Annotated in this window: 17 protein-coding genes; 11 read left to right on the forward strand and 6 right to left on the reverse strand. The window is 34.6% G+C overall.

What is annotated here, in order from left to right:
* Positions 1–31: 31 nt before the first annotated feature.
* Positions 32–1,609: a lysine--tRNA ligase gene (locus OOT12_RS01145; protein WP_264375018.1), complete on the reverse strand. Its 1,578-nt coding sequence runs from the start codon at positions 1,607–1,609 to the stop codon at positions 32–34.
* Positions 1,610–1,673: 64 nt separating this feature from the next.
* Between OOT12_RS01145 and OOT12_RS01150 the strand changes: the two genes are divergently transcribed.
* From OOT12_RS01150 to OOT12_RS01190, 9 genes are all read left to right on the forward strand, one after another.
* Positions 1,674–1,970, forward strand: coding sequence for a type IV secretion system protein VirB3 (locus tag OOT12_RS01150; protein ID WP_006015054.1), 297 nt, complete (start codon positions 1,674–1,676; stop codon positions 1,968–1,970).
* 9 nt (positions 1,971–1,979) lie between these two features.
* On the forward strand, positions 1,980–4,385 hold the full coding sequence (locus OOT12_RS01155) for a VirB4 family type IV secretion/conjugal transfer ATPase (protein ID WP_264375017.1): 2,406 nt from the start codon (positions 1,980–1,982) through the stop codon (positions 4,383–4,385).
* Positions 4,378–6,984 carry a TrbL/VirB6 family protein gene (locus OOT12_RS01160; RefSeq protein WP_264375016.1) on the forward strand — a complete coding sequence of 869 codons (2,607 nt, stop codon included), beginning with the start codon at positions 4,378–4,380 and terminating at the stop codon, positions 6,982–6,984. The genes OOT12_RS01155 and OOT12_RS01160 overlap by 8 nt, the downstream gene beginning before the upstream one ends.
* 7 nt (positions 6,985–6,991) lie before the next feature.
* Positions 6,992–9,361 (forward strand): TrbL/VirB6 family protein, encoded by a 2,370-nt coding sequence (locus OOT12_RS01165; protein WP_264376574.1) that lies wholly within the window; start codon positions 6,992–6,994, stop codon positions 9,359–9,361.
* Complete coding sequence (locus OOT12_RS01170) at positions 9,358–12,282, forward strand: TrbL/VirB6 family protein (protein WP_264375014.1); 2,925 nt, start codon at positions 9,358–9,360, stop codon at positions 12,280–12,282. Before OOT12_RS01165 ends, OOT12_RS01170 begins: the two co-directional genes overlap by 4 nt.
* Positions 12,283–12,363: 81 nt before the next feature.
* Positions 12,364–15,591, forward strand: coding sequence for a TrbL/VirB6 family protein (locus OOT12_RS01175; protein WP_264375013.1), 3,228 nt, complete (start codon positions 12,364–12,366; stop codon positions 15,589–15,591).
* Positions 15,575–16,204, forward strand: a complete 630-nt coding sequence (locus OOT12_RS01180; RefSeq protein WP_064085846.1) for a WD_0853 family protein — start codon at positions 15,575–15,577, stop codon at positions 16,202–16,204. Before OOT12_RS01175 ends, OOT12_RS01180 begins: the two co-directional genes overlap by 17 nt.
* Positions 16,205–16,308: 104 nt before the next feature.
* Positions 16,309–16,857, forward strand: a complete 549-nt coding sequence (gene rsmD, locus OOT12_RS01185; RefSeq protein ID WP_264375012.1) for a 16S rRNA (guanine(966)-N(2))-methyltransferase RsmD — start codon at positions 16,309–16,311, stop codon at positions 16,855–16,857.
* 87 nt (positions 16,858–16,944) lie between these two features.
* Positions 16,945–17,262 (forward strand): hypothetical protein, encoded by a 318-nt coding sequence (locus tag OOT12_RS01190; protein ID WP_264375011.1) that lies wholly within the window; start codon positions 16,945–16,947, stop codon positions 17,260–17,262.
* 373 nt (positions 17,263–17,635) lie between these two features.
* On the opposite strand, the gene OOT12_RS01195 is transcribed toward OOT12_RS01190, so the two are convergent.
* On the reverse strand, positions 17,636–18,166 hold the full coding sequence (locus OOT12_RS01195) for a hypothetical protein (RefSeq protein ID WP_264376576.1): 531 nt from the start codon (positions 18,164–18,166) through the stop codon (positions 17,636–17,638).
* 135 nt (positions 18,167–18,301) lie between these two features.
* On the opposite strand from OOT12_RS01195, the gene OOT12_RS01200 reads away from it, so the two are divergent.
* On the forward strand, positions 18,302–18,910 hold the full coding sequence (locus OOT12_RS01200; protein ID WP_264375009.1) for a superoxide dismutase: 609 nt from the start codon (positions 18,302–18,304) through the stop codon (positions 18,908–18,910).
* A 1-nt stretch (position 18,911) separates the two neighbouring features.
* On the forward strand, positions 18,912–20,186 hold the full coding sequence (locus OOT12_RS01205; protein ID WP_264685305.1) for a M16 family metallopeptidase: 1,275 nt from the start codon (positions 18,912–18,914) through the stop codon (positions 20,184–20,186).
* Here the strand turns inward: OOT12_RS01205 and OOT12_RS01210 are convergent.
* The 4 genes from OOT12_RS01210 to OOT12_RS01225 form a co-directional block, all read right to left on the reverse strand.
* Entirely contained in the window at positions 20,183–20,500 is a 318-nt protein-coding gene (locus OOT12_RS01210; protein WP_264336854.1) for a WD_0736 family protein, read from the reverse strand. The two genes, OOT12_RS01205 and OOT12_RS01210, sit on opposite strands and share 4 nt — an antisense overlap.
* Positions 20,501–20,604: 104 nt before the next feature.
* Positions 20,605–21,816, reverse strand: a complete 1,212-nt coding sequence (gene tgt, locus OOT12_RS01215; RefSeq protein ID WP_254229541.1) for a tRNA guanosine(34) transglycosylase Tgt — start codon at positions 21,814–21,816, stop codon at positions 20,605–20,607.
* The gene (nuoE, locus tag OOT12_RS01220) at positions 21,817–22,317 is read right to left on the reverse strand and encodes an NADH-quinone oxidoreductase subunit NuoE (RefSeq protein WP_010402402.1); all 501 of its coding nucleotides are present in this window, start codon (positions 22,315–22,317) and stop codon (positions 21,817–21,819) included.
* Between the two features lie 97 nt (positions 22,318–22,414).
* On the reverse strand, positions 22,415–23,548 hold the full coding sequence (locus tag OOT12_RS01225; protein WP_264685306.1) for a hypothetical protein: 1,134 nt from the start codon (positions 23,546–23,548) through the stop codon (positions 22,415–22,417).
* Positions 23,549–23,564 lie beyond the last annotated feature (16 nt).

A 23,564-nucleotide genomic window follows, 5' to 3' on the forward strand; every position in this document is an offset into this window, starting at 1 on the left:
ACTAGAGGGCTCAAATGAAAGAAGGTAAACTCTAAAGTGTACGTTCAGTAGCACTTTCTATAAGAGAGATTGTATTATCTATCCCATAAAGCTTTATAAAAGATCCCATTCTAGGACCGGTTTTTTGGCCAAGCAGCGTTTCATATAGCAACTGAAACCAATCGCGTAAGTTATTGTAATTATGTTTTTTTCCGATGGAGAAAACCTGAGATTGAATCTCTTCAGCAGTGGCTGTAATAGGCAGGGAATGTAGGTTGTTCTTTAAATCTAGTAACGCTTCTTTCTCTTTTTCGTTTGAAGCTTTATACGCTTTTGTTGGCTTGATAAAGTCGTGATAATACCTAACTGCAAAATCCGAAAGCCTATCTAGCATTTTGTTGCTTTCTGGTGTAACGTTTGGTGCATAAGTTGATATAAAACCCCAAAGAATCTCTTTATTTTCAGCATTACAAGCTGCTGCCAGGTTTAAAAGTAACGAAAAATTTATGCCTGAAGTTTCTACGTTTGGAACTTTACCCTGGTGGATGTGCCATACAGGGCTATTTACATCCTTTTCTTTACTTTCATTATAACGCTTAACAAACTCCAAATACTCATCAGTTGATTTTGGTATCACATCAAAATATAAACGTTTAGCCTTTTTAGGGCTCTGAAAGATGTATAACGCTAAACTCTCTGTGGGTGCATAAGTTAGCCACTCCTCAATTGAAATACCATTTCCTTTTGATTTTGATATCTTCTTTCCTTCTTTATCAAGAAATAACTCATAGCAAAACAAAAGCGGTGGCTTTTCTCCAAGTATTTTACATATTTGACTTGAAAGCACAGCAGATGGAGTCAAATCCTTTCCATGAGCTTCGTAATTAACTCCGAATGCAGCCCACCTCATCCCCCAATCAGGTTTCCATTGCAGTTTACATTTTCCTTTTGTCACTGGAACTTCTATTTTTTCCCCGTTTGGGTCTTCATACGTGATTGTTCCTTTATCTGTATTTGTTTCAATTACTGGAACTTGTAAAACTTGGGAAGTTTTTGGGCATATCGGCAAGAATGGACTGTAAGTCTGCTGCCTTTCTTCCCGAAATGATGGAAGCATTACGTCCATCACTTTATCATAATTTTTCAGCAGGAGTAAAAGTTTTTCATCGTAAACGCCAGATTTATAACACTCTGTTGCACTCCTAAATTCGTATTCAAATCCAAACAAATCAAGAAATTTACACAACAACGAATTCATGTGATGACCATAACTCTCATGAGTGCCAAATGGGTCAGGTATCATGGTTAATGGCTTGTTCAGATTCTCTCTTAGCATTTCCTGATTTGGTACATTATCTGGTATTTTTCGCAAACCATCCATATCGTCGGAAACTGCAATGATTTTGGTTTTTATACTAGGAGCTATTTTTTTTAGAGCGTTTGCAATAACTGTGGTACGAAAAACTTCCCCAAAAGTACCAATATGTGGTAAACCCGATGGACCATAACCAGTCTCAAATATTATCTCTTTTTTATTAGGGAATTCTTGTAGTATTTTTTCTGCTTCTTGAAATGGCCAGCTTATAATCATTGAATTTAAATTAATTATCTTACCTAAAGTGCTATTCATTTCAATAGATTTTTAATTAATGATGTAGTATTAGTGTTAGAGCTCTTATTAGAAGGTTAAAGATATGTCTACTGGCAGCATACAAACGAATCAATTATTTAAAGGTCTTACAAGACCTGCAATGCTCTTTGGTGTGAGTTATATGTTTGCAATATTAAACGTTCTAATTTGCATGCTAATTTTCATTAATACAAATGATCTTAGAGTAATTCTCCTGATGTTACCAGGTATACATGGACTTGGCTATATAGCTTCTGCAAAGGAACCGTTGTTTATTGAGTTATTTATGGTAAAGTTGGGAAAATGTTCCAAATGTTTAAATCGGTTTTATCATGGAGCCAATTCTTATGACATTACTTGATGTTATGCAATGTTGAGATTTAGAGCTATTCAATCAAAGAATAAATCTATTCTAAGTAGAGAGGTTCACGCTGCCGAATTTATACCTTATTCTTGCTATTGGAATAGTACAACCTTGATAACAAAGCAGAATTGGTTAGTTAAATTTATAAAATTAAATGGCTTTGCGTTTGAAACGGCCGATGATGAAGACTTGGTGATACAAAATAATATCAGAAATCAGATGCTAAGAAGCATTTCATCTCCAGCATTTAGTTTGTACTTTCATACCATCAGGCGTAAGAAGAATATCTTTTCTGATGAATTTGCAAACCAGAGTTTACCAAATTTTTTTGCTAACCATGTAAATCTAAAATGGAGAGAAAAACACGCAACTAGGCAATCTTTTATTAATGATTTATACATTACGATTATTCGTAGGGCAGATACAAAGGGAGTAGAATTTTTATCACATCTACTGAAAAAATTTGGGCATGTAACTTCAAAACATGCTTGGGAAAGTGATATGCGTGATACCTATGAAGATTTAGAGGAAACGACAAATCGTATAGTAACAAGCCTTAGGAATTATTCGCCTAAAGTCCTTGGAGTAAAAGAAACTCCAAACGGACTGTTTTGTGAAATAATGGAGTTTCTGTCTAGAATTGTAAATTGTGGCTTTGTTACAAATACGCTTTTTCCACTAAAAACTGAAATATCAAGATACTTACCGGTTCATAGGTTATTTTTTGGCCATAAGATGATACAGGTTGTGACTCATAATGAAAGTAAATATGCTGGAATAGTTAGTATCAAAGAATATGGAAATAATACTTCCGCAGGAATGCTTGATTCTTTTTTACAACTTCCTTATGAATTTATTATCACGCAGTCTTTTCAATTTACAAATAGGCAAATGGCAATTGCGAAAATGCAGATACAGCAAAATCGTATGATACAATCTGCAGATAAAGCTATTTCTCAAATAGCAGAAATTTCTCATGCGCTTGATGATGCAATGAGTGGTAAAATTGCGTTTGGTGAACACCATTTAACTATCTTATGTATAGAAAAAAGCCCTAAATCATTGGACAATGCTTTATCATTGGTTGAATCGGAGCTTTCTAATTGTGGTGTTTATCCTGTTCGTGAGAGGGTTAATCTAGAACCAGCATTTTGGGCGCAAATTCCTGGTAATTTTGATTATATAGTAAGAAAAGGTACAATAAGTAGTCTTAATTTGGCCGGTTTTGCATCTCAACATAATTATCCTACTGGTAAAAAATTCAATAACCACTGGGGAGATGCTGTTACAGTTTTTGATACAACATCCGGCACTCCATTTTTCTTCAACTTTCATATAAGGGATGTTGGACATACTATGATAATTGGGCCAACAGGTGCTGGCAAAACTGTTTTAATGAATTTTTTATGTGCTCAAGCAATGAAATTTTCTCCAAGAATATTCTTTTTTGATAAAGATCGCGGTGCAGAAATTTTTTTAAGAGCACTTGGTGGTATCTATACTATAATAGAACCAAGAACTAAGACAAATTTTAATCCTCTGCAACTTGACGATACTCCTGATAATAAAACATTTTTGATGGAATGGATAAAATCTTTAATTTTAGTGTACAACGATAAATTCACTTCAGAAGATATTGCTAGAATTAATGATGCAATTGAGGGAAATTTTAAATTAAAAAAAGAAGACAGATTTTTGAGAAATCTTGTACCATTTTTAGGACTTGCGGGCCCTGATACTCTAGCTGGAGCAATATCTATGTGGCATGATGATGGCTCTCATGCTGCAATATTTGACAATAAAGAAGATTTGCTAGATTTTTCAAAAGCAAGAGTGTTTGGCTTTGAAATGGCTAGCTTGCTAAAAGATCCTGTTGCTCTTGGGCCGGTCTTGATTTATTTGTTTCATAGGATTAGTATATCGCTTGATGGCACTCCATCTATTATTGTTCTTGATGAAGCATGGGCGTTAATAGATAATCCAGTTTTTGCACCTAAGATAAAAGACTGGTTGAAAGTGCTGAGAAAGTTAAATGCTTTTGTAGTTTTTGCTACTCAGAGTGTTGAAGATGCAAGTAAAAGTGCTATTAGTGATACGCTTGTACAGCAGACAGCAACACAAATTTTTTTGCCAAATCTGAAAGCTACTAGTGTCTATCGAGATGTTTTTATGTTAACTGAACGTGAGTACATACTGATCAAACACACAGATCCAAGTACTAGATTCTTTTTAGTAAAGCAAGGAGTTAATGCTGTAGTAGCTAGAATAGATCTGAAAGATTTGGATGATGTGGTCAACGTGTTATCTGGACGTGCAGAAAGTGTCCTATTGTTACATGATATATTGAAAGAAGTCGGAGATGATCCAAAGATGTGGTTGCCTGTGTTTTATCAAAAGGTGAAAAATGTTTAAAACTAAACTGTCATTACTGTTAGTTGCGATATTTTTGTTAAATATAGATTTTTTGCTCTCATATCCAGTGTTTGCAGATACAGTAAGTGGTACTGACAAAACGGAATTTGTTAGCAGATTTAATTCTACTGGCAGCTTTAGTCGTGCTTCTAATCCTGACTGTAAGGCGTTTAAAACAGCTGCAGCAGTTGCTGGGATAGCAATTGCTATTGGTGCAATATTTACTGGTATTGTTTTGATTGTTTCTTCCGCTGGTGTATTTACTGCTATTGTTATTGTTGGAATGATAGCTGCAATTGTTGGAGTCTGGAAAGCAATAGGGGGGCTTGTTGTTTGTGAACATAGTTTTGTTAAACACCCAGTTGCACGTGGTCATGATGGAACATACAAAAATTTTAAAGAAGACACAGGTTATAGTGGCTGCACCAATAAAAATTACCAAACAGAAGATGAATATTTTTCTTGTTTACAAGATAAAGCTCGGGAAAACGTGAACAAAAAAGACTATGACGGGAAAAGAGCAGAAAAAGAAGCCTTAAATTCTAACGTTCAGGAGAGTACAGAAAGTTATTACTGGCCAAAAAACGGTGTGCAATACAGTGAATATATAGAAATATGTCATCGAAATCCTTTAACTTTTGGTAATCTTTTTAACAAGAAAGACTTTGATTCCAGAGAAAAACCTGGATACATAGACTTTGATGTAAGGGAAAAAGATACTGGATATGTAGATGGGTCATGGTCCCCGACGGTCGATGGTGAGCTGAAATGTAAAGTTCTCAAAGCAGGACAGAGCGAACCCATACATGGATCAACATTTAAAGCAGTGAAAAAAATGGGCAGATTATGTGTGGAGTTAGCAAGTGTGAGAATGCTTGGTATCGAAATGACTCCTTGGCCGCAAGGGGTTGATATGGGGTGCACGGAATTGCCACCTGACCCACTTGCTCCTATGTGTGAAAAATCTGTGATGAAATTCAAAAATAAAGATGGTACGGGTGAATATAATGTTGATCTTAGCGACCCTATAAATAAAGATAAAGATTACAAAACTATTATAAGGGAAAAGGAAAAAGAAGGAAAAATTTTTGTAGATTATGACAATAAAAGCTGTTTTAGCTCGTATGTCTCTGAAGCTTGCTACAATCAAGCGGGAAGTAAGTCATTATCTCCTATTCCCATAACTTCTATGATAGTGCAATGTATTAAGGAGTCGTTAGATAATTTAGTGGCAGGTATTGATTCAAGTGGTAACTTACTTACAGACAAAAATGGACATGCTAAGGGTAGTTTTTTGTCTGTAGCACAAAAAAGACTGAAGAACACTGTTACTGCTATCTTAATTTTAGCTTTGATATTGTTCTCTATAAAAGCCATGTCTGGTGGAATGCGTAGTCCACAAGAAATGTATATATTGATCATTAAGTTTGCTTTGGTGATTTACTTCACAACAGGTAGTACCATGTCTCATTATTACGGGGAATTAACAAAACTTTCGAACGGCTTATCAGAAATAGTGCTTAAAGCTTCATCTGAGAGTAAAAATATATGTAATTATGAGGCAGGTAAAGATTATGAATACAATCGTGAAGGGCAGAAGGTATCCTACAGTTATCTTGCACCTTGGGATAGGCTTGATTGCAGAATTTTATTTTATTTAGGTGCACCTTTAGATGGAATTGGTGGCAAAATTGGTACTGGAGGTGTTGCAACTTTAGCGGTTTTGCTTGGCGCTGCTCCTGTCTTGTTAGTTGCAGGTTCGGTGATTGGTATTATTTTCGCTGGTGGACAAATTTTAGTAGCTCTTGTCTGTATATTTATGGCCATTTTGCTGATGATGGTTATTTTGTGGATGTGCTATGTATTTATTTTATCTATAGTTGCTTTAAGTGTAATTGTTATTCTATCACCTTTGTTTATTCCTATGGTTTTATTCCAACACACCAAAGGATATTTTGATGGTTGGCTAAAAGAGTTAATTACCTACAGTTTATACCCAGTTATCCTTTTTGCATTTCTATCTTTTATGTTCATAGCATGTGATAAAATCTATTTTAAAAATTTAAATTTTAAACTGGACGAGTCATATAAAAATGAACAACCAGACAAGTCATATGAAAAGAAACAAGCAGAAATCTCATATAGTAAGAAAAAACAGTGGTTTAAATTGAAAGATGGGGAATGTGATAAAAATGAAACTACTCTCGCATGTATGATGCAAAATTATAGCTTTAAAAAGAGCAGCATACTTGGTCTATTCGACTTTACATACATGGAGTTTGGCAGCTCTCTAATCGGAGAATTATTAAAATTGTGTTTAGTATTATTCCTCTTTTACCACTTTTTAAACGTTCTTCCCGGCATGGCTGCTGAGCTTGCTGGTAATCACAGAGCAGCACTTGGTTCGGGTAGCACTCCTGCACAAATGGTGAATAAAGCTTTATCTGCTGCCAAAGCTGCTGCTGGAGGTGCTGGTCAAGTTGCTGCTGCGGCTGTAAATAAGGTAAGAGGGGCTATTGGAGGAGGTGGAGATGATAATAAGGGATCGGGATCTTCCTCTAGTGAATCTATAAAACCAGTGGAGAGTGAGCGCAGGTGAGTAACAGATGTTTGAACATTTGAGCAACCAAAACTTGGTTAAGCTATGCATAAGTTTTGTGATACTCTTTTTATTATCTGGGTGCGGGTGTATTAAGCCAGAAGATTCATCAGGCTTGCGTGAGAAATTGGATATAGTATCAACAGAGCAGAAATGGGTTGATTCTGGAGTCTATATTTCGGATAAAATAAAAGTAACAGAGATTAATATAATACCTGATAAGGTTAATTTTTGTTCGCAATATAAAGATTTTGCAATTGAACCTGGAGTAAGAAACGTTACATTACCGTTTGCGCTTAAAGCTGGCGATGCGATAAGCTTTAGTGTTGTTGGAAGTAAAATGTGTAAAAACGATAATGGCACGGTCACCTATAAAAAAATTGACGAGAGTTGCGGTGAAGGAGAGACGGAGTATTTTGCACATGTTTTAAATCAAGAGAATTGTCAAGGTGAAATATGCCCTAATAAATATATTATAGGTGACGCAAAATGGTTGAATGGAAAAGAATACTGGAATCCAAGTTTTGTAAAATCTGATCAAGATGAAAAGAAGATTGAAAATATCATTAATTCTATCAAACAAGGAGAAAATATAGACTGCAGGAGGCTTTCAAGCAGTCAGAAAGGTGAGATAGATACGTACCTTTTAAATCTTGCCTGTGAGAATATGTGTTACTATGCTAATCAAAATTGTGTTCTGATTGAGTCTAATACCATAGATGATGGCAGTGTGGCTAAAAAACTTGGTGATGCTTTAGTTATTGGTAATGCTGAGGCCAGCAAAATTATTAAAGAGATTGTGGAAAAGGAGATCAAAACTTATATTCCATCGTTAGTAGTGTCAATGGAGAAAGAAGAACTTGAACACGAGAGAGGCAATATACGTACTAATTATGATTATGAAATAAAGAACAATCACCCCCAAGGTGAGAAATTAACTTTCACCTTTAATACTAAGGGCAAGGGTGGTTTCAATATAAGAGTAACGAAGAACCATAGTCTAAAAAACAACTTATATATACATGTTTCTGATAAGTTTCCTGAGCACAATCCTGGTGAAATTCTGGGGGATATACCTGTGGATATCAGTGAAGTTCATAATACTGAGTATATGGAAAGATTAAAAGAAAAGCTAAAAGACAAGAGTGGCACTATATATTACGGAATAAGAGATCATGGCTGTGATTATAAGAAAAATGAGGGTCAGTTTAGTATTAACCTTACAACTAAAGAGCCACCTGTAAGAACTTTTAGTGCGATATATAATTTTTTTGATGAAAAAGTAAAAACTGCATTTTTCGGTTCTAGCTACAAAGACACTAACGCGATTCACTCTGATACTAGCCCTGTGAAGTCTCTTTATCAAAGTTTTGTAGCATCAAATAGAACAAATACCATCAGATCTACAATAGTGTCGTTATTAGTATTATATATAGTTTTATACACCCTTTATTACTTTTTTGGATTGTCTCATGCTTCTATATATGAATTTTTAATTATATGTGTAAAGATAGGAGTTATTACCCAATTGCTGAACGATAACAGTTGGAGTTTTTTTTATAACAATGCATTTTCTATTTTTGTTAATGCTCCAAAACAGTTAATAGAAATAGCAAATTTCAGAGGTACAACATCAAATGTTTTTGAATTTCTTGATTTACCGCTCAATAGGTTTTTATCAGCACACTCAGTGTTACTAATAGTATCTCTTATATTCTCTGGTCCTTTGGGTATTGTATCGTTTTGCTTGGTGATTTGGGGTTTGATAACAGTGAGCTTATCGATGTTTAACGCCTTATTTTCTTTTATCACATCTATAGCAATAGTTGCATTATTGCTTTCCTTGGCGCCTCTTTTTATTATTTGCCTTCTATTTGGATATACTAGACAGATGTTTCACAATTGGGTCAAAAATTTAGCAAGATTTGCAATTCATCCGGTAGTGCTTTTAATTTTTATATCATTAATAAGCCAGGTTATGGATTATATTGTGTATTCGGTCTTTAATTTTGAGGTCTGCCCTACATGTATACTTAATCTTAACTTAAGGATTTTTAATCCTTGTATTTTTTACGGTTATGCTTCCAAACATGTACCTAATATCACCGCTATGATGGCTTTTGTGATTTTGGGACATGCCATGAAAGCTTTAGTTGAAGCATCTTCAACAATATCTGATTCGTTGTTTGGTGTTTATGTAGCAAGCGAACCAGGAAGGCAATATCAGCAAAGCTTAATGGGAACAGTAGGTTTAGATGAACAAAGTATCCAAAGAAGAGCAGGTCAGCAATCTGGTACACCAAGTCGAAGACCTCAAATACCACAATCAGCTCAAAGATCAGCACCTAAAATACCGACAAACACAGGAAATCAATGATGAGCAGAAAATCATTATTATTGATACTATGTCTTGTAATTACTGGCTGCACAATGGATTGTGTTGAACCTGGGTTGCAGAGTAGAAATACTAGTGTCAGTATAGATGTTCCAGTGCGTGAAGCTGGCGAAGGAGTTAAAATTCATTGGGTTGATTCTGGTCAAGTAATTAGCAAGGATGAGAAAATCAAATTTACTCTTGGTGGGTCAGTAAATTTTTGTCCTCTTAAAGAAGGGAAAAATCCAAAGAGAGTACTTGTGCCTGCTGTATTTTGTGCTAATGATTTAATACCAAATTACAGTAATAAGTTAATTGATAATGCTAGCCTTGATGAACGAGAAATATGTGGGGATATAGGCTTTGGAAATAATGAATTCTATAGCAATAGACGTTATGTAGATACTGGAATTAAAGCAAATCCTGGTGATACATTAAGGTTTAGCTTAGTTCCTAGAAAAATGACAATTAATTGTGATAAATTAGAAGACCTTAAAGGAAAGGTTATTTTTGATGACGATTATTACAAAAATAAGGATAGTAAAGCTAGCGCAGGAGAGGTATGTAAAGGAGGTAAGTTTTTTTATAAAGATGAGCAAGATAGCAAAAAGGAATTTGAACTTGATCGACTAGATAAAAGGAAAGATAAAGATGGGAAAGAAGAGGATCAACAGTATAGATACTTGGTTGGTAATGGCTACACTCCATATGATAATAAGGTACATTTTAATAAGGATTATATTCAAAATTCATGGATAAATGGCGCATTGTTAGATTTACGACGAACTAAAATAGGACTGAATGAATTATGTAATGGGAAAAGGTGTGATTTTAATGAGCTGAACAAATACAGTTCTTATGAACTTAATTGTTACTATCATAATATATGTTACAACGCAAAAGGTATAGGGGAGAATTGCGTCTCTTCTATAAGGTATGAGAAGTATGATAAAAGAAATACATGTGACATGTATTCTCACCTTAAACGTATTGAGGATGAACTAAAAGAGATTGAAAAAAATAAGAGGGATTCTAAGCAGATTGACATTAATTTAATATCAAATTCTAAATTAAACTTCAAAGAGGACAGAGAAGATATTTCTTGGGCTGAGGCTCTTGTTGCAAAAGTTGGCGATCTTAATAATCAGAATACTGCTAAAGGTATTCAATGTTTTCCAGAGAGAAAGGGTGCAAAAGGGGATAATGTGTGTTCGCAAATTGGTGATAATTTTGAACATTTTTCTTTGAAATTAAATCATGATTATAAAATAGATGAAAAAGATATAATACCTGGTAGTAGTGTGATGCTTGCTATAGCAAGTAATGGCAACTACCAACTTCATAGAGGTGGATATCATGTTGCAGTGACTAGATCATGTAACTTCGATAGTGGTGAAAAACTGTATATGTACTTGGGTGATAGCCCGCCAGGAGATCCATCTGTTCGAAAGACTAATAATTTCAAAAAAGTAAAGAAATTAGATAAAATAACAGAGGATAATGTAGACTATTACATAATAGATGGAAGTCATTTGGTAAATGAAGAGTCTAAGAAAATATATTTTGGTATTAATGTAGAAAACGTAGAGAAAGATGATATTACGGATAAAGATAGCAAATATTATGAAGATAACAAATACACAGTAAATTTATTTTTAAAAAGAAAAATAAACGATTTTATTTCATCAACTGTAAACAAGATTTTTGATTTCATAACAGACGGGAGTGAAGACGGAATTAAAATTCCATATGAAGGATATAGAAAGGGGCTTCTACAAGGAATAAGAGCTTTGCTTATTCTATACGTTATATTTACTGTTGTTGGCTATATGCTTGGAACAATACAATTAAGTAAATTCGATTTTATTATAAGAATATTCAAAATAGCATTTATAGCTTTTGCTTTTAGTGATAGAAGTTGGGAATTCTTTGGTACAACTTTGTCTGGGCTTTTTGTTGATGGTAGCATTTATTTAGTTGATAGTTTTTCTGGCTATATAGGAGAAGGAGGTAAAAAATTTGCATTCTTAGATTTAACAGCGGGAGTATTATTTACAGGAGAAACATGGCTGAAATTTTTGTCTTTAATGCTATCAGGACCTTTTGGCTTTATTGCATTTTTGGCAATACTTTATGCTACTTTTGTGTTTTTAAGATGCATTATTAGTGCTACGTTTAAGTATGTAATATCTACTGTTTTAGTGGCATTTTTATTGTCATTGGCACCTTTATTTATCGTATTTATTCTATTTCAACAAACTAAAACATTATTTGATAATTGGATAAAAACGCTGGCTCATGTTTCATTGCAACCAGTCATTTTATTTTCATCCTTGTCTCTTTTAAACCAGTTAATGTATTCAGTTCTATACAACCTCACAAATTTTTCTGCATGCTATCAATGCTTAATTAGTGTAAATTTTTTATCGTATGATCTGTGTCTTATGAAATCAATATTACCTCTTGGGTATAGTCCTGGTACTAGTGTTGATGTTGCGCTCAGTACTGGAGAAAGGGCTGTTGGGCACTTTGCAGCATTACCTATAGATCTAATCCAGGCATTTATATATCTCATCATTGCTAGTTCAATGGAAGCTTTTGTTTCTATATCAGAAACTATGGCGCAGGCGTTGTTCAGCTCTGGTTATGGAGTTGCTCAAAGTGTTAGTCATATTTCTAGGAGCGCATCACAAGCTATGCTGTCAACTGTTGGCCTTGATGATAGAACCCAAAATATGATACATAACATCAAGCAGGGAATGAGTAAAGATCGTAGCAAAATTGAAGCTAAATTGCCTGATACACCAAAGCAAGCAGATGGGAAAGGGAGTGCTGGCAGAGAAATGAGCAAATCTGAAACACTAAGCCAGCCAGATAAGCAAAAGGATTCTGATAAAACAAAAGGACAAGTCAAGGAAGATTGATGAGATATATGGAGTAACTAATTAAAAAGATATTTGAAGTAAGGTTTTAGAAATTTATTCTGTATTGGAAAAAGTTTAGGTATGCAATCACGCTTAGGCAAATGTTGGTTTAGGTTATTAATTTTGGTAATCTGTGTTCTGGTTACAGGTTGTAGTAAGAATGATATGCCTTTTCCAAGATGTATATCTGCTGATTATTTTGGTCCTGAACCCATTGCAATTGGTGCTCATTTTTCAAGAGATCATGATGCTTTTGTTCCAGAAGATGGAGAAATTATTGATCCTAATACTGGCGAAATTAATTATGGTTTTCACTCTAATCAAGTGGTGAAGTGGAAAGATACTGGATTTGAAACCAATGGAGATAGTTTAGTAGTACGAGTAAATGGTGCATGGACATCTTGGAGTAATAATAATAAGAAAGAATCTAAAGGTAGTTATAATTTGCAAAGCTTGGAACAGCTAAAATATGCGACTAAGTTTGAAGGTAAACAAGGCGATAATAGTCTGCCTGACTTTCACTTAGTTTGTAATAATTATAAACCTAGCATACAAAAATTTTCAAGTAAGCCTAAAGCAAGTTGCACTGTAAATTGCAAGTGCATTAATGAAGATGATAGCGCAAATACAGTATCACGTGGTGCTCCATGTTGGTTTACCAACGGTCATGGTGCTTATCTTTTGTTTAAAACGGGGAAAGATGATCCTAACGAAAATCTAAAGTTAATGCGCGATCCTCAATATCCTACTGTACATCTAGGTTACAATTCCGTAGCGGAAGATGGAAGTGGGCTTTTTACTTTAGACAGAGATAACACCACATTACAGGACAGGAATTGTAATACGGTGAGGTTAGAAAAAGGATGGAAAATATATGTAAAGATATTAGATAGATATTATCTAGATAATGCAGGTGGCTACTCTTTTGAATTTTTGAGCGGAGTGCAGAAACCAAGTAACTTTGGATTTTTTGATTACGTTTATAACTATCTAAAATGTGTATTATTGATTAACGAAAATTGTAAAAAGCATTTTGATAGCAATGATCCTGCAGCTGCACAAGCGATGTTTCAAAATATAGCTGAAAAAAGTACGAGCTTTCACAATTTTGTTCTTTCCTTGCTTGTTCTATTTATAGTGATTTCATCGCTTCTTTATCTTTTTGGAATGATAAGAGAAACTAAGCATGATATGCTCATCAGAATGATGAAAATCACTCTAGTAATAGTGCTTATATCTCCTGGAAGTTTTAGATTTTTCTATGATCATTTTCTTGTTTTATTTGTTAAAGGTCTTGAACAATTGATAAGCATAATTACTAATTTTGCTCCCAACATGAACACCGGAGGTAATTCAAACGTTGCTCAAGGAAATGAAGCTAAATTGTTTAGCTTCATGGAGGATATGTTTAATAAGTTTTTTGCTTACTCTGTTTGGAAAAAGTTTGCAGCATTTTTACATTATCAAATGTGGGCAAGTCTCCTTATGATACCGGCAATTTTTATAGGGATTGTCTTATATTTCCTGCTGTGTATGTATGCTTACATAATATTCCTTTCTGGTTTTATGGGTATAGCTTTTCTTGTAGCTATAATGCCGCTATTCCTAATCTCTATTTTATTTTCACCACTGAAAAGTCTATTTGAGGGTTGGATAAAATTCTGTATTAGTTTCTGTTTGCAATCAATTATGATATTTACCCTGCTGTCATTACTTGCTGCGATGACAATGAATACCTTTTATAAACAGTTAGGCTTTACTGTGTGCTATAATAAATGGCTTGAAATAAAGTTATGTGCTCCAAAATGGGTATTTGGTGGTTTTTGTATAATTGATAAAGAATACTTTAGCTGGACTCCAGGGCAAATTTTTGTACCTTATGCTATTGGAGAGGCTTCTCCATTGAACGTAGATAAGAATATAGAAGGTATAGAAAAACTAAGCAGAATAGGTGGTACAGTAAAGTTTACTGGTGGCGCTGGATATATCCCTCTTCCACCAGATTACATTAATAAAGGTTTTCGTTATATAGATTACCCTTTCTTGAACCCAGTGCCTGGTACTGAGAAAAATCCAGCAGACCATTATATAGCAGAAAGTGATATAGTAGTTGATGCTAATTGTAGTGAAAAAGATCTAGTGCGTCTAACGAATAGTTTATTACATGCATCAGAAAAGGCTGATATCTTATTGTTAATAGATAATATAGATGGTAAGATAAAAAAGCGTTATTGTCAATCTCAACAGCATGAAGAAGAGTGCAGAAATTATGAGAAAATAATAGGCGATTACAAAAAGGGTATCATTCGACCAAATTCAAAAAGTGAAATAAAGTCTTTAGTGCAAGGTGTAATTACGCAAAGTGTAAGCTGCCAATCAGAGAATTTTTATGATATAAATCAAAACTATCAAGAAAATAGTGATTACCAAAGGGTGCAAGACATACAGAGAGGTTATTTAATCAACGCAGGAGAGATCTTTGTATTGTTCTTGCTTTCGTTTTTGATGTTTTCTTTGAAGGAGTTTGTACAACAGATGGGCTCAAGCATTGCCGGTGGTGGGTTTGGTGTTTACAATATATCTAGTATGTATCAAGCATCACCTGTGACTGGTTTAATGCAGGGATTAAAACAACAGATGCAAGATAAAATTGGTGGAGGGCTAGAGTCTTTAGGTAATTGGGCTACTCATGTACCGGACAGATTAGCTGGAGGTACAGCTAATTTGCTAGGTAGAATACCAGGAGTTGGGGGTGTGCTGAAATATTCTATTAATGTGCCACGTAAGCTTGTAGGTGCTACTATTGAAGCAACAAAATTTGCAACATCACCTAAAAATGATGTTGATAAGCTTGAGGAAAAAATCTACAGGGCGTTTGGAATTGATAAAGAAGATATTGCACATAGAAGAATTGATAAATATTTAGAATATTATAAAGGATATGTAGGATCACATTTGGGCTATACAATAGAAGATGCTATGAAGTTTACTTGGGAACATGGTCTCGACTCTATAGGAATTAACCCTGCTACAGGAGAAAAGGATGGTTACCAGCATAATCTACTCTATAGAGCAAAAACATATAGACGGGAATTTCTTGAGAAGCTTCATGACTACACTATTGGCCGCAAGAGAGAACCAGAAGAAGATGAATCATCAAAAGAAAATAAGCCTAATCAATCAAATCGAAAATTAGGTACGGAACCAGAAACCCTAAAAAACACTACAGAAGCTATACGTGCCGGAGAAGATAGAGAGCGTCAAGATAATGAAAGGAATGAGAACATAGAGAATGATGAAGAATCGTAATTTCAAAGGGCTAAGTTATTATGGTCTTCAGCAAGACGAAGATGGTAATATCAAGTTAAACGATTACAATGATGTTTTAAATGCGCGCAGAGCGAGGGTAGATTTGTTACTAGATAGCACTAAGCAAGGTGATGTTAGTCTTTCAAAGCTAAATAAAGCTCTGAATGAGAGACTTATAGATGATAAAGGGCTATCGTCAGAATTTGACAAAGAAGACAAAGAAATTGCACAGAAGGAGCTTAAGATGTTCTCTATTTTAGACGATCTTGATAATCTTGCAAACATTGAAAGTGAAGATCTATTAGAGGTTAGTTTGTTACTATCAGATCTTAGTTTTATAGAGAGAAATATTGTGTTGAATGCCGATCAGAGTTCTGATCTAATAGGTTTCAAAAGTCTATTTATAGAAAAAAAAGCATCTGGTGAGGAATATAGTGATGAAGAGTGTCACAATTTCCTCGATAGTATAGAGAAAATCAATACTTTAATTAAGTTAGAGTTAGAAAGTAGAATTGAAGGGATGGGTCATGATGAAAAAAACAACCATGATGATTTACAAGACGAGATTGGTCGTGCAATCAGTATAGAAAATAAATCAAAGAAAAGCGATTGATCTTGCGTTCCTCCACAAGCAACCTTCTTTCTATTAGACTGCTGAAGCTATGTTGACATTAAATGTGTATTATAAATAATTAGTTAACTTCGAACTTGTTTTATATGTTACGTGTTATTGCGGGTAAATATCGTGGAAGAAAAATAACTACAGGCAAGAATTTAGCTGCACGGCCCACTATGAGTAGTGTCCGAGAAGCAATATTTAGTATACTTTCTTCAAGAAAACCTATTTATAACCTAAATGTACTTGATTTATTCTGCGGAAGTGGCTCTTTTTCATTTGAAGCACTTTCTCGAGGTGCTAAACATGCATTCATGGTAGATGCAGATTATTACAATTTGCAACTGCCTAAAAAAACAGCAGAAGATTTTGGAATTACGAACGATATCACGTTAATTTGTTGCAATGCTAACGGATTACCAAGACCTATTTCAAAGTGCGATATAGTTTTTATGGACCCACCTTATAATATCAATCTGGTTAACTCAACTTTAGACGAGTTAGCTCACTCAGGCTGGTTAAATGATAATGCGTTAATAATTCTAGAAATGAGGAAAAATGAAGGTTTTGAGTGCAATAAAAACTTCAATATAGTTGTGGAGCGTACCTACGGTATTGCAAAAATAATTTTTCTTTCTTCACTCACTTGAATTTCTTTTGTAAACATCTATAGCTAAGCTAAGTAAGATTTTTCCGAGGACTGAAAGAAAAAATCAATTCGTTTTGGTGGGAATAGGGTGTGTAACAGCAAATCAATACGAGTTGATATACTAGAAGAAGCAGTATGGAAAGAAGTGAAAATGGTACTCAAAGAACCAGAGGCAATGACAAAGGTTAGACTTTTAAAATATGAAAATAAGCAGGCAAAGGATGAGATTGAAAAACGCGCAGATAAAATAGAACAAGGTATAGAAAAATTAGCTTATGTATATGCAAGGGATCATATAACGAAGGAAAAGTATGACTTAGAAGTTGAGAGCATGGAAAAGGAGTTAAAGGAATCAGAGATCAAAGGGAAGAAGCTATCGATGAAAAGAGGCTACAGAAAGAATTAGATTTTATCACAAACAGTGTAGAAAGTTTTTCCTCTGAGAGAGCTTAATCAAGCAGACTATGAAACTAAACTTGATATAATAAGAAAGTTAGTTCAACGCATTGAAATTGATGATGATAACGTGCATGTAGTGTTTCGGTTGAAAGAACTCGCTCGAAAGGGAGTGTTAAATAAACTGTGTCAAACCGAGAAGTAAAGTAATAAATTGATAAAATGGAGGTTTGACACAGTTTATTTAACACTCCCCAACATTCTATCGGGATGCCAGTGTCAGCTACTTGCATGACATCCTCTTGCTTCTATAGGTGTCTTTATCTCGTCTACTTTATTTTGCCACACAGATACAATGGTTTCACATGCACTTGGTAGGCTATCTATTTTGACAAAGAAGGACTACCAACACCTTCAGCGTTTGCATCACTAAACTTGCTTGCCACTTTATCAATAGCCCAAACGAGTGGTGTAACAACGAGCGCAGCAGCCCAAATGACAGCACTAACAGCATAACTCAAAACTGTGTTAACAAATGTAGCTAATGCATCACTATGGTCCCATGCCTTACATGACAACATGGATGAATAATCTATTAACGATTTTGTGTTACGCTTAAGATCAAAACTATCTACTACTTTCGCTAACCCTTTTGCCGGCCAATATGATAGATACGCCAGTGCTAGATATAAAGGTTGCAGAATTACACTAGCTAACGCAAAAGTAGTAGTCCGAATCATAGAAGGATTTTGGTAACTACCAAGAGCTACATTCTTCACTGGCCCAATAACACTATTAATATAATGAACGGATTTATAGAAATTATTTTGTGGAACTTCGTTACCTCGAACGCTTTTGGTAGGAACATCTCCGAATTTAACATATTTCTTAAAATTACTATATGAACTTGACATATTACCCCTATAAAATAAAAACATAATTATCTTACTAATATCGCTTGTTTTAGAATAAATGCAATCACTACCTAACTAAATTATCTGTTGCGCAAAAGCACATATTACCATACCATCGAAAATAAAGAGGTCAGCATGAGTTTTACTTTACCTGAGTTGCCGTATGATAAAACAGCTTTAGAGCCTTATATATCTGTAAAGACACTAGATTTTCATTATGATAAGCACCATAAGGGATATTTAAATAAACTCAACGAACTGGTTGAAAACACAGATTATCAACATATGGAAATTGAGGAATTAGTAACGAAAGTTCATGGAAATAATAATACAGTTCCTATTTTTAACAATGCAGCACAAGTTTGGAATCACACTTTTTATTGGAATTCAATGAAAAAAAATGGTGGTGGTAAGCCTCAAGATGATGGTCTTCTAGCAAAAAAAATTCAAGATGATATTGGTGGCTTTGACAAATTTTGTGAAGAATTTTCAAATTATGGAGTAAGCCAATTTGGTAGTGGATGGGTGTGGTTAGTGCTTGAAAAAGGAAAACTCAAAATCACTAAAACTCCAAATGCGGATCTACCGCTAATTTATGGCCAAGTGCCACTACTTACTATGGATGTATGGGAGCATGCATACTATTTGGATTGCCAAAATCGCAGAATTGACTACATAAAAGTTTTTCTTGATCATTTGATCAATTGGGATTTTGTAGAAGAGAATTTAAAGAAGAATATATAAGATGAATATACCACAAGTAACAAAACTAGATAATGGTCTGCGCATAATAACTGAGCGAGTGCATGACGTTGATTCCGTAGCTTTAAATATACGGGTTGGTGTTGGCAGTAGAGCTGAAAGCGCAAGTCAAAATGGAATATCTCATTTCCTAGAGCACATGGCTTTCAAAGGAACGAAAACGAGAACTGCATTTGAAATTGCAAAAGCTTTTGATGATATAGGTGGAGCCTTCAATGCTTGCACCGGTAGAGAAAGTACAAGTTATTACGCAAAGGTTCTTAAAAAAGATATAAAGACTGGCATTGATATATTAATAGATATATTAATGAATTCTACATTTCCAGAGGATGAATTGGGACGCGAAAAGGGTGTTGTAATACAAGAGATTTTTCAAACTAATGATTCACCGAGCGATATCATTTTTGATAAGTATTTTGAAGCAGCTTATAAAGATCAACCATTTGGTAGGTCAATCCTGGGCACGCAAGATACTGTCAAATCTTTTACTCGAGAAGATCTGAATAACTACATAAATGAGCATTACTTTGGCGGAAATATGATATTTGCTGCTGCAGGAAATGTTGAGCATGAGGAAGTTGTTCAATTAATCAAAGACTTTCTCTCAAAGATTCATTCAAAAGAGCTGAAAAAAAGCGAGAATGCAAGTTATACCAGTGGTGAGTATCGAGAGCATCGTAAATTAGATCAGGTGCACTTGTTAATTGGGCTACCTAGTGTTTCTCGTGATGATAATAAATATCACACATTCAAAGTTCTTGATGCCATACTGGGAAGCGGAATGTCATCACGCCTATTTCAGGAAGTAAGAGAAAAGCAGGGTCTTGCTTACTCCATTTACTCATTCAACTCTAGCTATGCTGATACAGGAATGCTTTCGATTTTTGCTGGTACAGATAGCAGTAATCTAGATAAGCTTTTAAAATCCATAACGACAGAGCTAAAGAAATTGTCCACAGACAATCTGAAGGAAGAAGAAGTAAATAGAGTAAAAGAGCGAGTAAAATCCCAAATTTTAATGTCACGCGAAAGTGTTAGCTCGCGTGCTGAAACGTTAGGACACTACTACGGCAACTATAATAAATACATCAGTAAAAACGAATTAATAGAAAAAATTAGTGCTGTTACTATTTACGATATAAAAAAAGCAGCAGAAGAATTGCTATCTCAGCATGAAAAAATTACTTTAGCTGCGATTGGAGAAATTAATTCACTGCCAAGTTACGATAAAGTGGTTTCTATGCTTAGTGTACTTTAGTTATGTTGCTTATGCTCACTAAAAAGTTCAATGAATGGTTGCAAAATCCTTTCTATAAAAAGTTTGCTTTCTGGTTCATCGCGTATACCACTAATCATTTTATTGAAAGTTTTTTCGCTGTTTTGTAAAAATAAATAGCTTTCTACTGATTGCACAATAGACAAGGCAGTTAAAATTCCTCCTATCACTAAACAAGAAGCTATAGCAGGTACGGTACCCACTGCAATTCCAGTTGCGATTAATGATAAACCAGCTAAGAGTGTAAAGGCTGAAACGCAAAACGCTATTTGATGTTTTTCTTTATTTTTAACCATAAATGCCTCACAAAAATTATATTTCTAGTATATCCGTATATATAATGTACTGTCAAGTTTTTAAAGAAGATTAAAAAATGCAACGCACATGTGCAAAATATGAACTAGGTATATAATTCACAATGCAGCGGTATTTCACTAATCCAATTATTTTTTTCCTGATCTAACCTATCATTCAATATTGCTTGTCTTATTGATTCCATCAACTTATTCATGAAGAAAACATTGTGAATGGTAACGAGTGTATAAGCCAGCAACTCTTTAGCTTTCAGTAGATGGTGTATATAAGCTCTTGAATGTTTTCTGCAGGTAAAGCACAAACAATCACTCTCAATTGGGTTATCATCTAGTTCGAATCGTTGATTTCGCAAATTAATATGCTCTTTGCACTTTGAAGAAATAGAATCTCTATTTTTTACTTTAACAAGCGCGCCACCATGTCTTGCGAGGCGAGTTGGATGCACGCAATCAAATGTATCAACTCCAAGCTCTACTCCACGAAAAATGTCTACAATTCCACCAATACCAAGCAAATGAGTAGGCCTATCTTTTTTTAAATGTTCCATAGTAAAGGAAACTACATCATACATCTGCTCTTTACTTTGACCAAGTGATCCACCTATTGCTTGACCAAAAAATGGCAAATCGTTGATAAAATCACAACTTTCTCTACGCAAATCTTGATACACTCCGCCTTGACTAATTCCATAAAGCACCTGTTTGCCATTATTATTTTTTTCAAATTCATTTAAAGAACGTTCAGCCCATCTATGGCTCATGAGCATCGATTTCCTTGTGTACTCCTTGCTGACGTGAAATGGAGTACATTCATCTAAAACTAAGATTAAATCTGCACCTAATTTTTGTTGAATTTGTATCGACTTTTCAGGAGTTAGACAATAAGTTTTACCATTTATGTAAGAACGAAAAATTGCCCCATCCTCGTTAATTTTGATCAGAGTTTTTTGTTTCTGTCTTACTCCCTTTATCTCTTCTGAAACTGATCCGTGTCCTAAACTAAATATCTGGTATCCACCAGAATCAGTGAGCATTGGCCCACTCCATCCCATCATCTTGTGCAAGCCACCAAGCTTTGCCACAGTATCCTCTCCCGGTTGGAGCATTAGGTGATAGGTGTTGGAAAGTATTATCTGAGTACCTGCTTCTCTGATTCTCTCGATATCTGCAGCTTTAATAGCAGCTTTGGTTGCACAAAATATAAATGCTGGTGTTTCTATACTTCCATTTGGAGTTTTGATCGTTCCAACTCTTGCAGAACCTGATTGCTTGGTTATCCTAAACGAGAACTTTTCCATCTATTTACTTGAAAGTTCTGCTATGATATTTTCCACTTTTTCAGGAGTGAGGTTTTCATAAAAATCGTTATTGATCTGTACAACAGGGGCATTAACACATGCACCAAGACATTCAACTTCCTTTAAAGTAAATAGATTATCTTTAGTGGTTTCACCGATATTGATTCCAAGCTTCTTTTTAAAGGTACTTAAAACTTCCTCGCTATTGCATAACCAGCAAGGAGTTGTTCTACAAACTTGTATTAGATATTTACCTACTGGCTTTAAATTATACATGGTATAAAAATTTGCCACTTCATACACGCGAATATGTGGAATATGAAGCATGTCAGCAACGTAGCGCATGGCAGATTCAGGAACCCATCCGCATTGTTCTTGTACTAGATACAGTAAAGGCATAACAGCGCTTCCTTCTCTACCTTTAGGATACATCTCTATAGACTTTTTTGCTTTGCTAAGATTGTCTGGTGTAAAACTAAACTGCTCTTCTTTCTCTTTCATCTAATAAGGTTCATGTAAATCTCAACAAATTATACTTGAAGAGTTAACAATTGCAATTAGACTTCTTGCATAATCTAAGACCTACTGTAAACCAAGCTTAGTATAATCCAATTTGACGTACCTTATTATTTTTTTTACTTTGTAATTGATCTACATGAGAAACTTTTTCACCACTTTGTAATCTTTCTACCTGGAAAATTCCTGCAGGCCTTTCAAAGTACCCACGTTCAATAGCATTGTAAACTGAGTAACCACCAAATAAGCAATTTTTTCCTATTTCTTCTCCACAATCTTTTAATTCTTTCAACCTCTCTTGATCTCTTACTTCTACCTTTATCCAGTCTTTATTTTGCTTATCAGGATATAACCTAACGTCTAACTCTCCCTTAGTGGTAGGGAAAGTCAACACTATATCACTATCGTCCGCAAGATTGGTGTAATTCCTTATACCATTCTTTGTTATAATTGCTACCTCACTTTTACCAATCTTTATTATATCTCTTTCATAGTCTATGTTGCCCTGAGCTCGCCTTAACTCACTAGCTTTTTCTGTGAGCCTTGCAACATTTATTATACTATCTTCGGAATATTCCGAGTATAAAGTAGTGTTATCTATTTTTGCATTCTTTACCATACCATTAATAACTGCTCCTTTTATAACTTCCATAAAATCTAGGGTACTCTCTAGATAATCTAGATAAGCTTCTATCATATTTTCTTTGTGCTCTTTAAATTCAGATTCTAGTGTATCAATTACTTTCATATTATCTTTATTATATAACACTGCCCCTATTGATACCAACTTGCATACTATCTTGCTTGCAACTTCAGGATTCTTTCCTAACTCACCAATCCTTTCCATAACACAATCTGTAAAATTACGCTTCTTATCTTGAGAAAATCGTCTATTAATCCTTCCTCCTGAGAGAATAGCCTCATTTACAACTCCTTCTAGTTCATCCATATTTTGAGCTTTAGAAACTTTATCTAAAAATTCTTTTAGCTTTATCTGTCGATTCGGCGGTAAATTACTCCATAAATCCCTAGAATAATACTCCTTCTCATCATAACTTGACCATTGTAAATTGATTGCATCTGCTTTCAAAAGTAATCTTTTTACTTCAAATTTATTTGCTCTTTCATCAGTACCTGAACGAGCAAAAGAATCAAGATTTTTAGCATTTTGATGCACCTGCAACTCTCCTTCATTACTTCGAAGATTCAAAACCATTCTTAGATCTTGATCA

Origin of the sequence: Wolbachia endosymbiont (group B) of Parapoynx stratiotata, assembly GCF_947250635.1 — a bacterium.
In the GTDB taxonomy this organism is placed as follows: domain Bacteria; phylum Pseudomonadota; class Alphaproteobacteria; order Rickettsiales; family Anaplasmataceae; genus Wolbachia.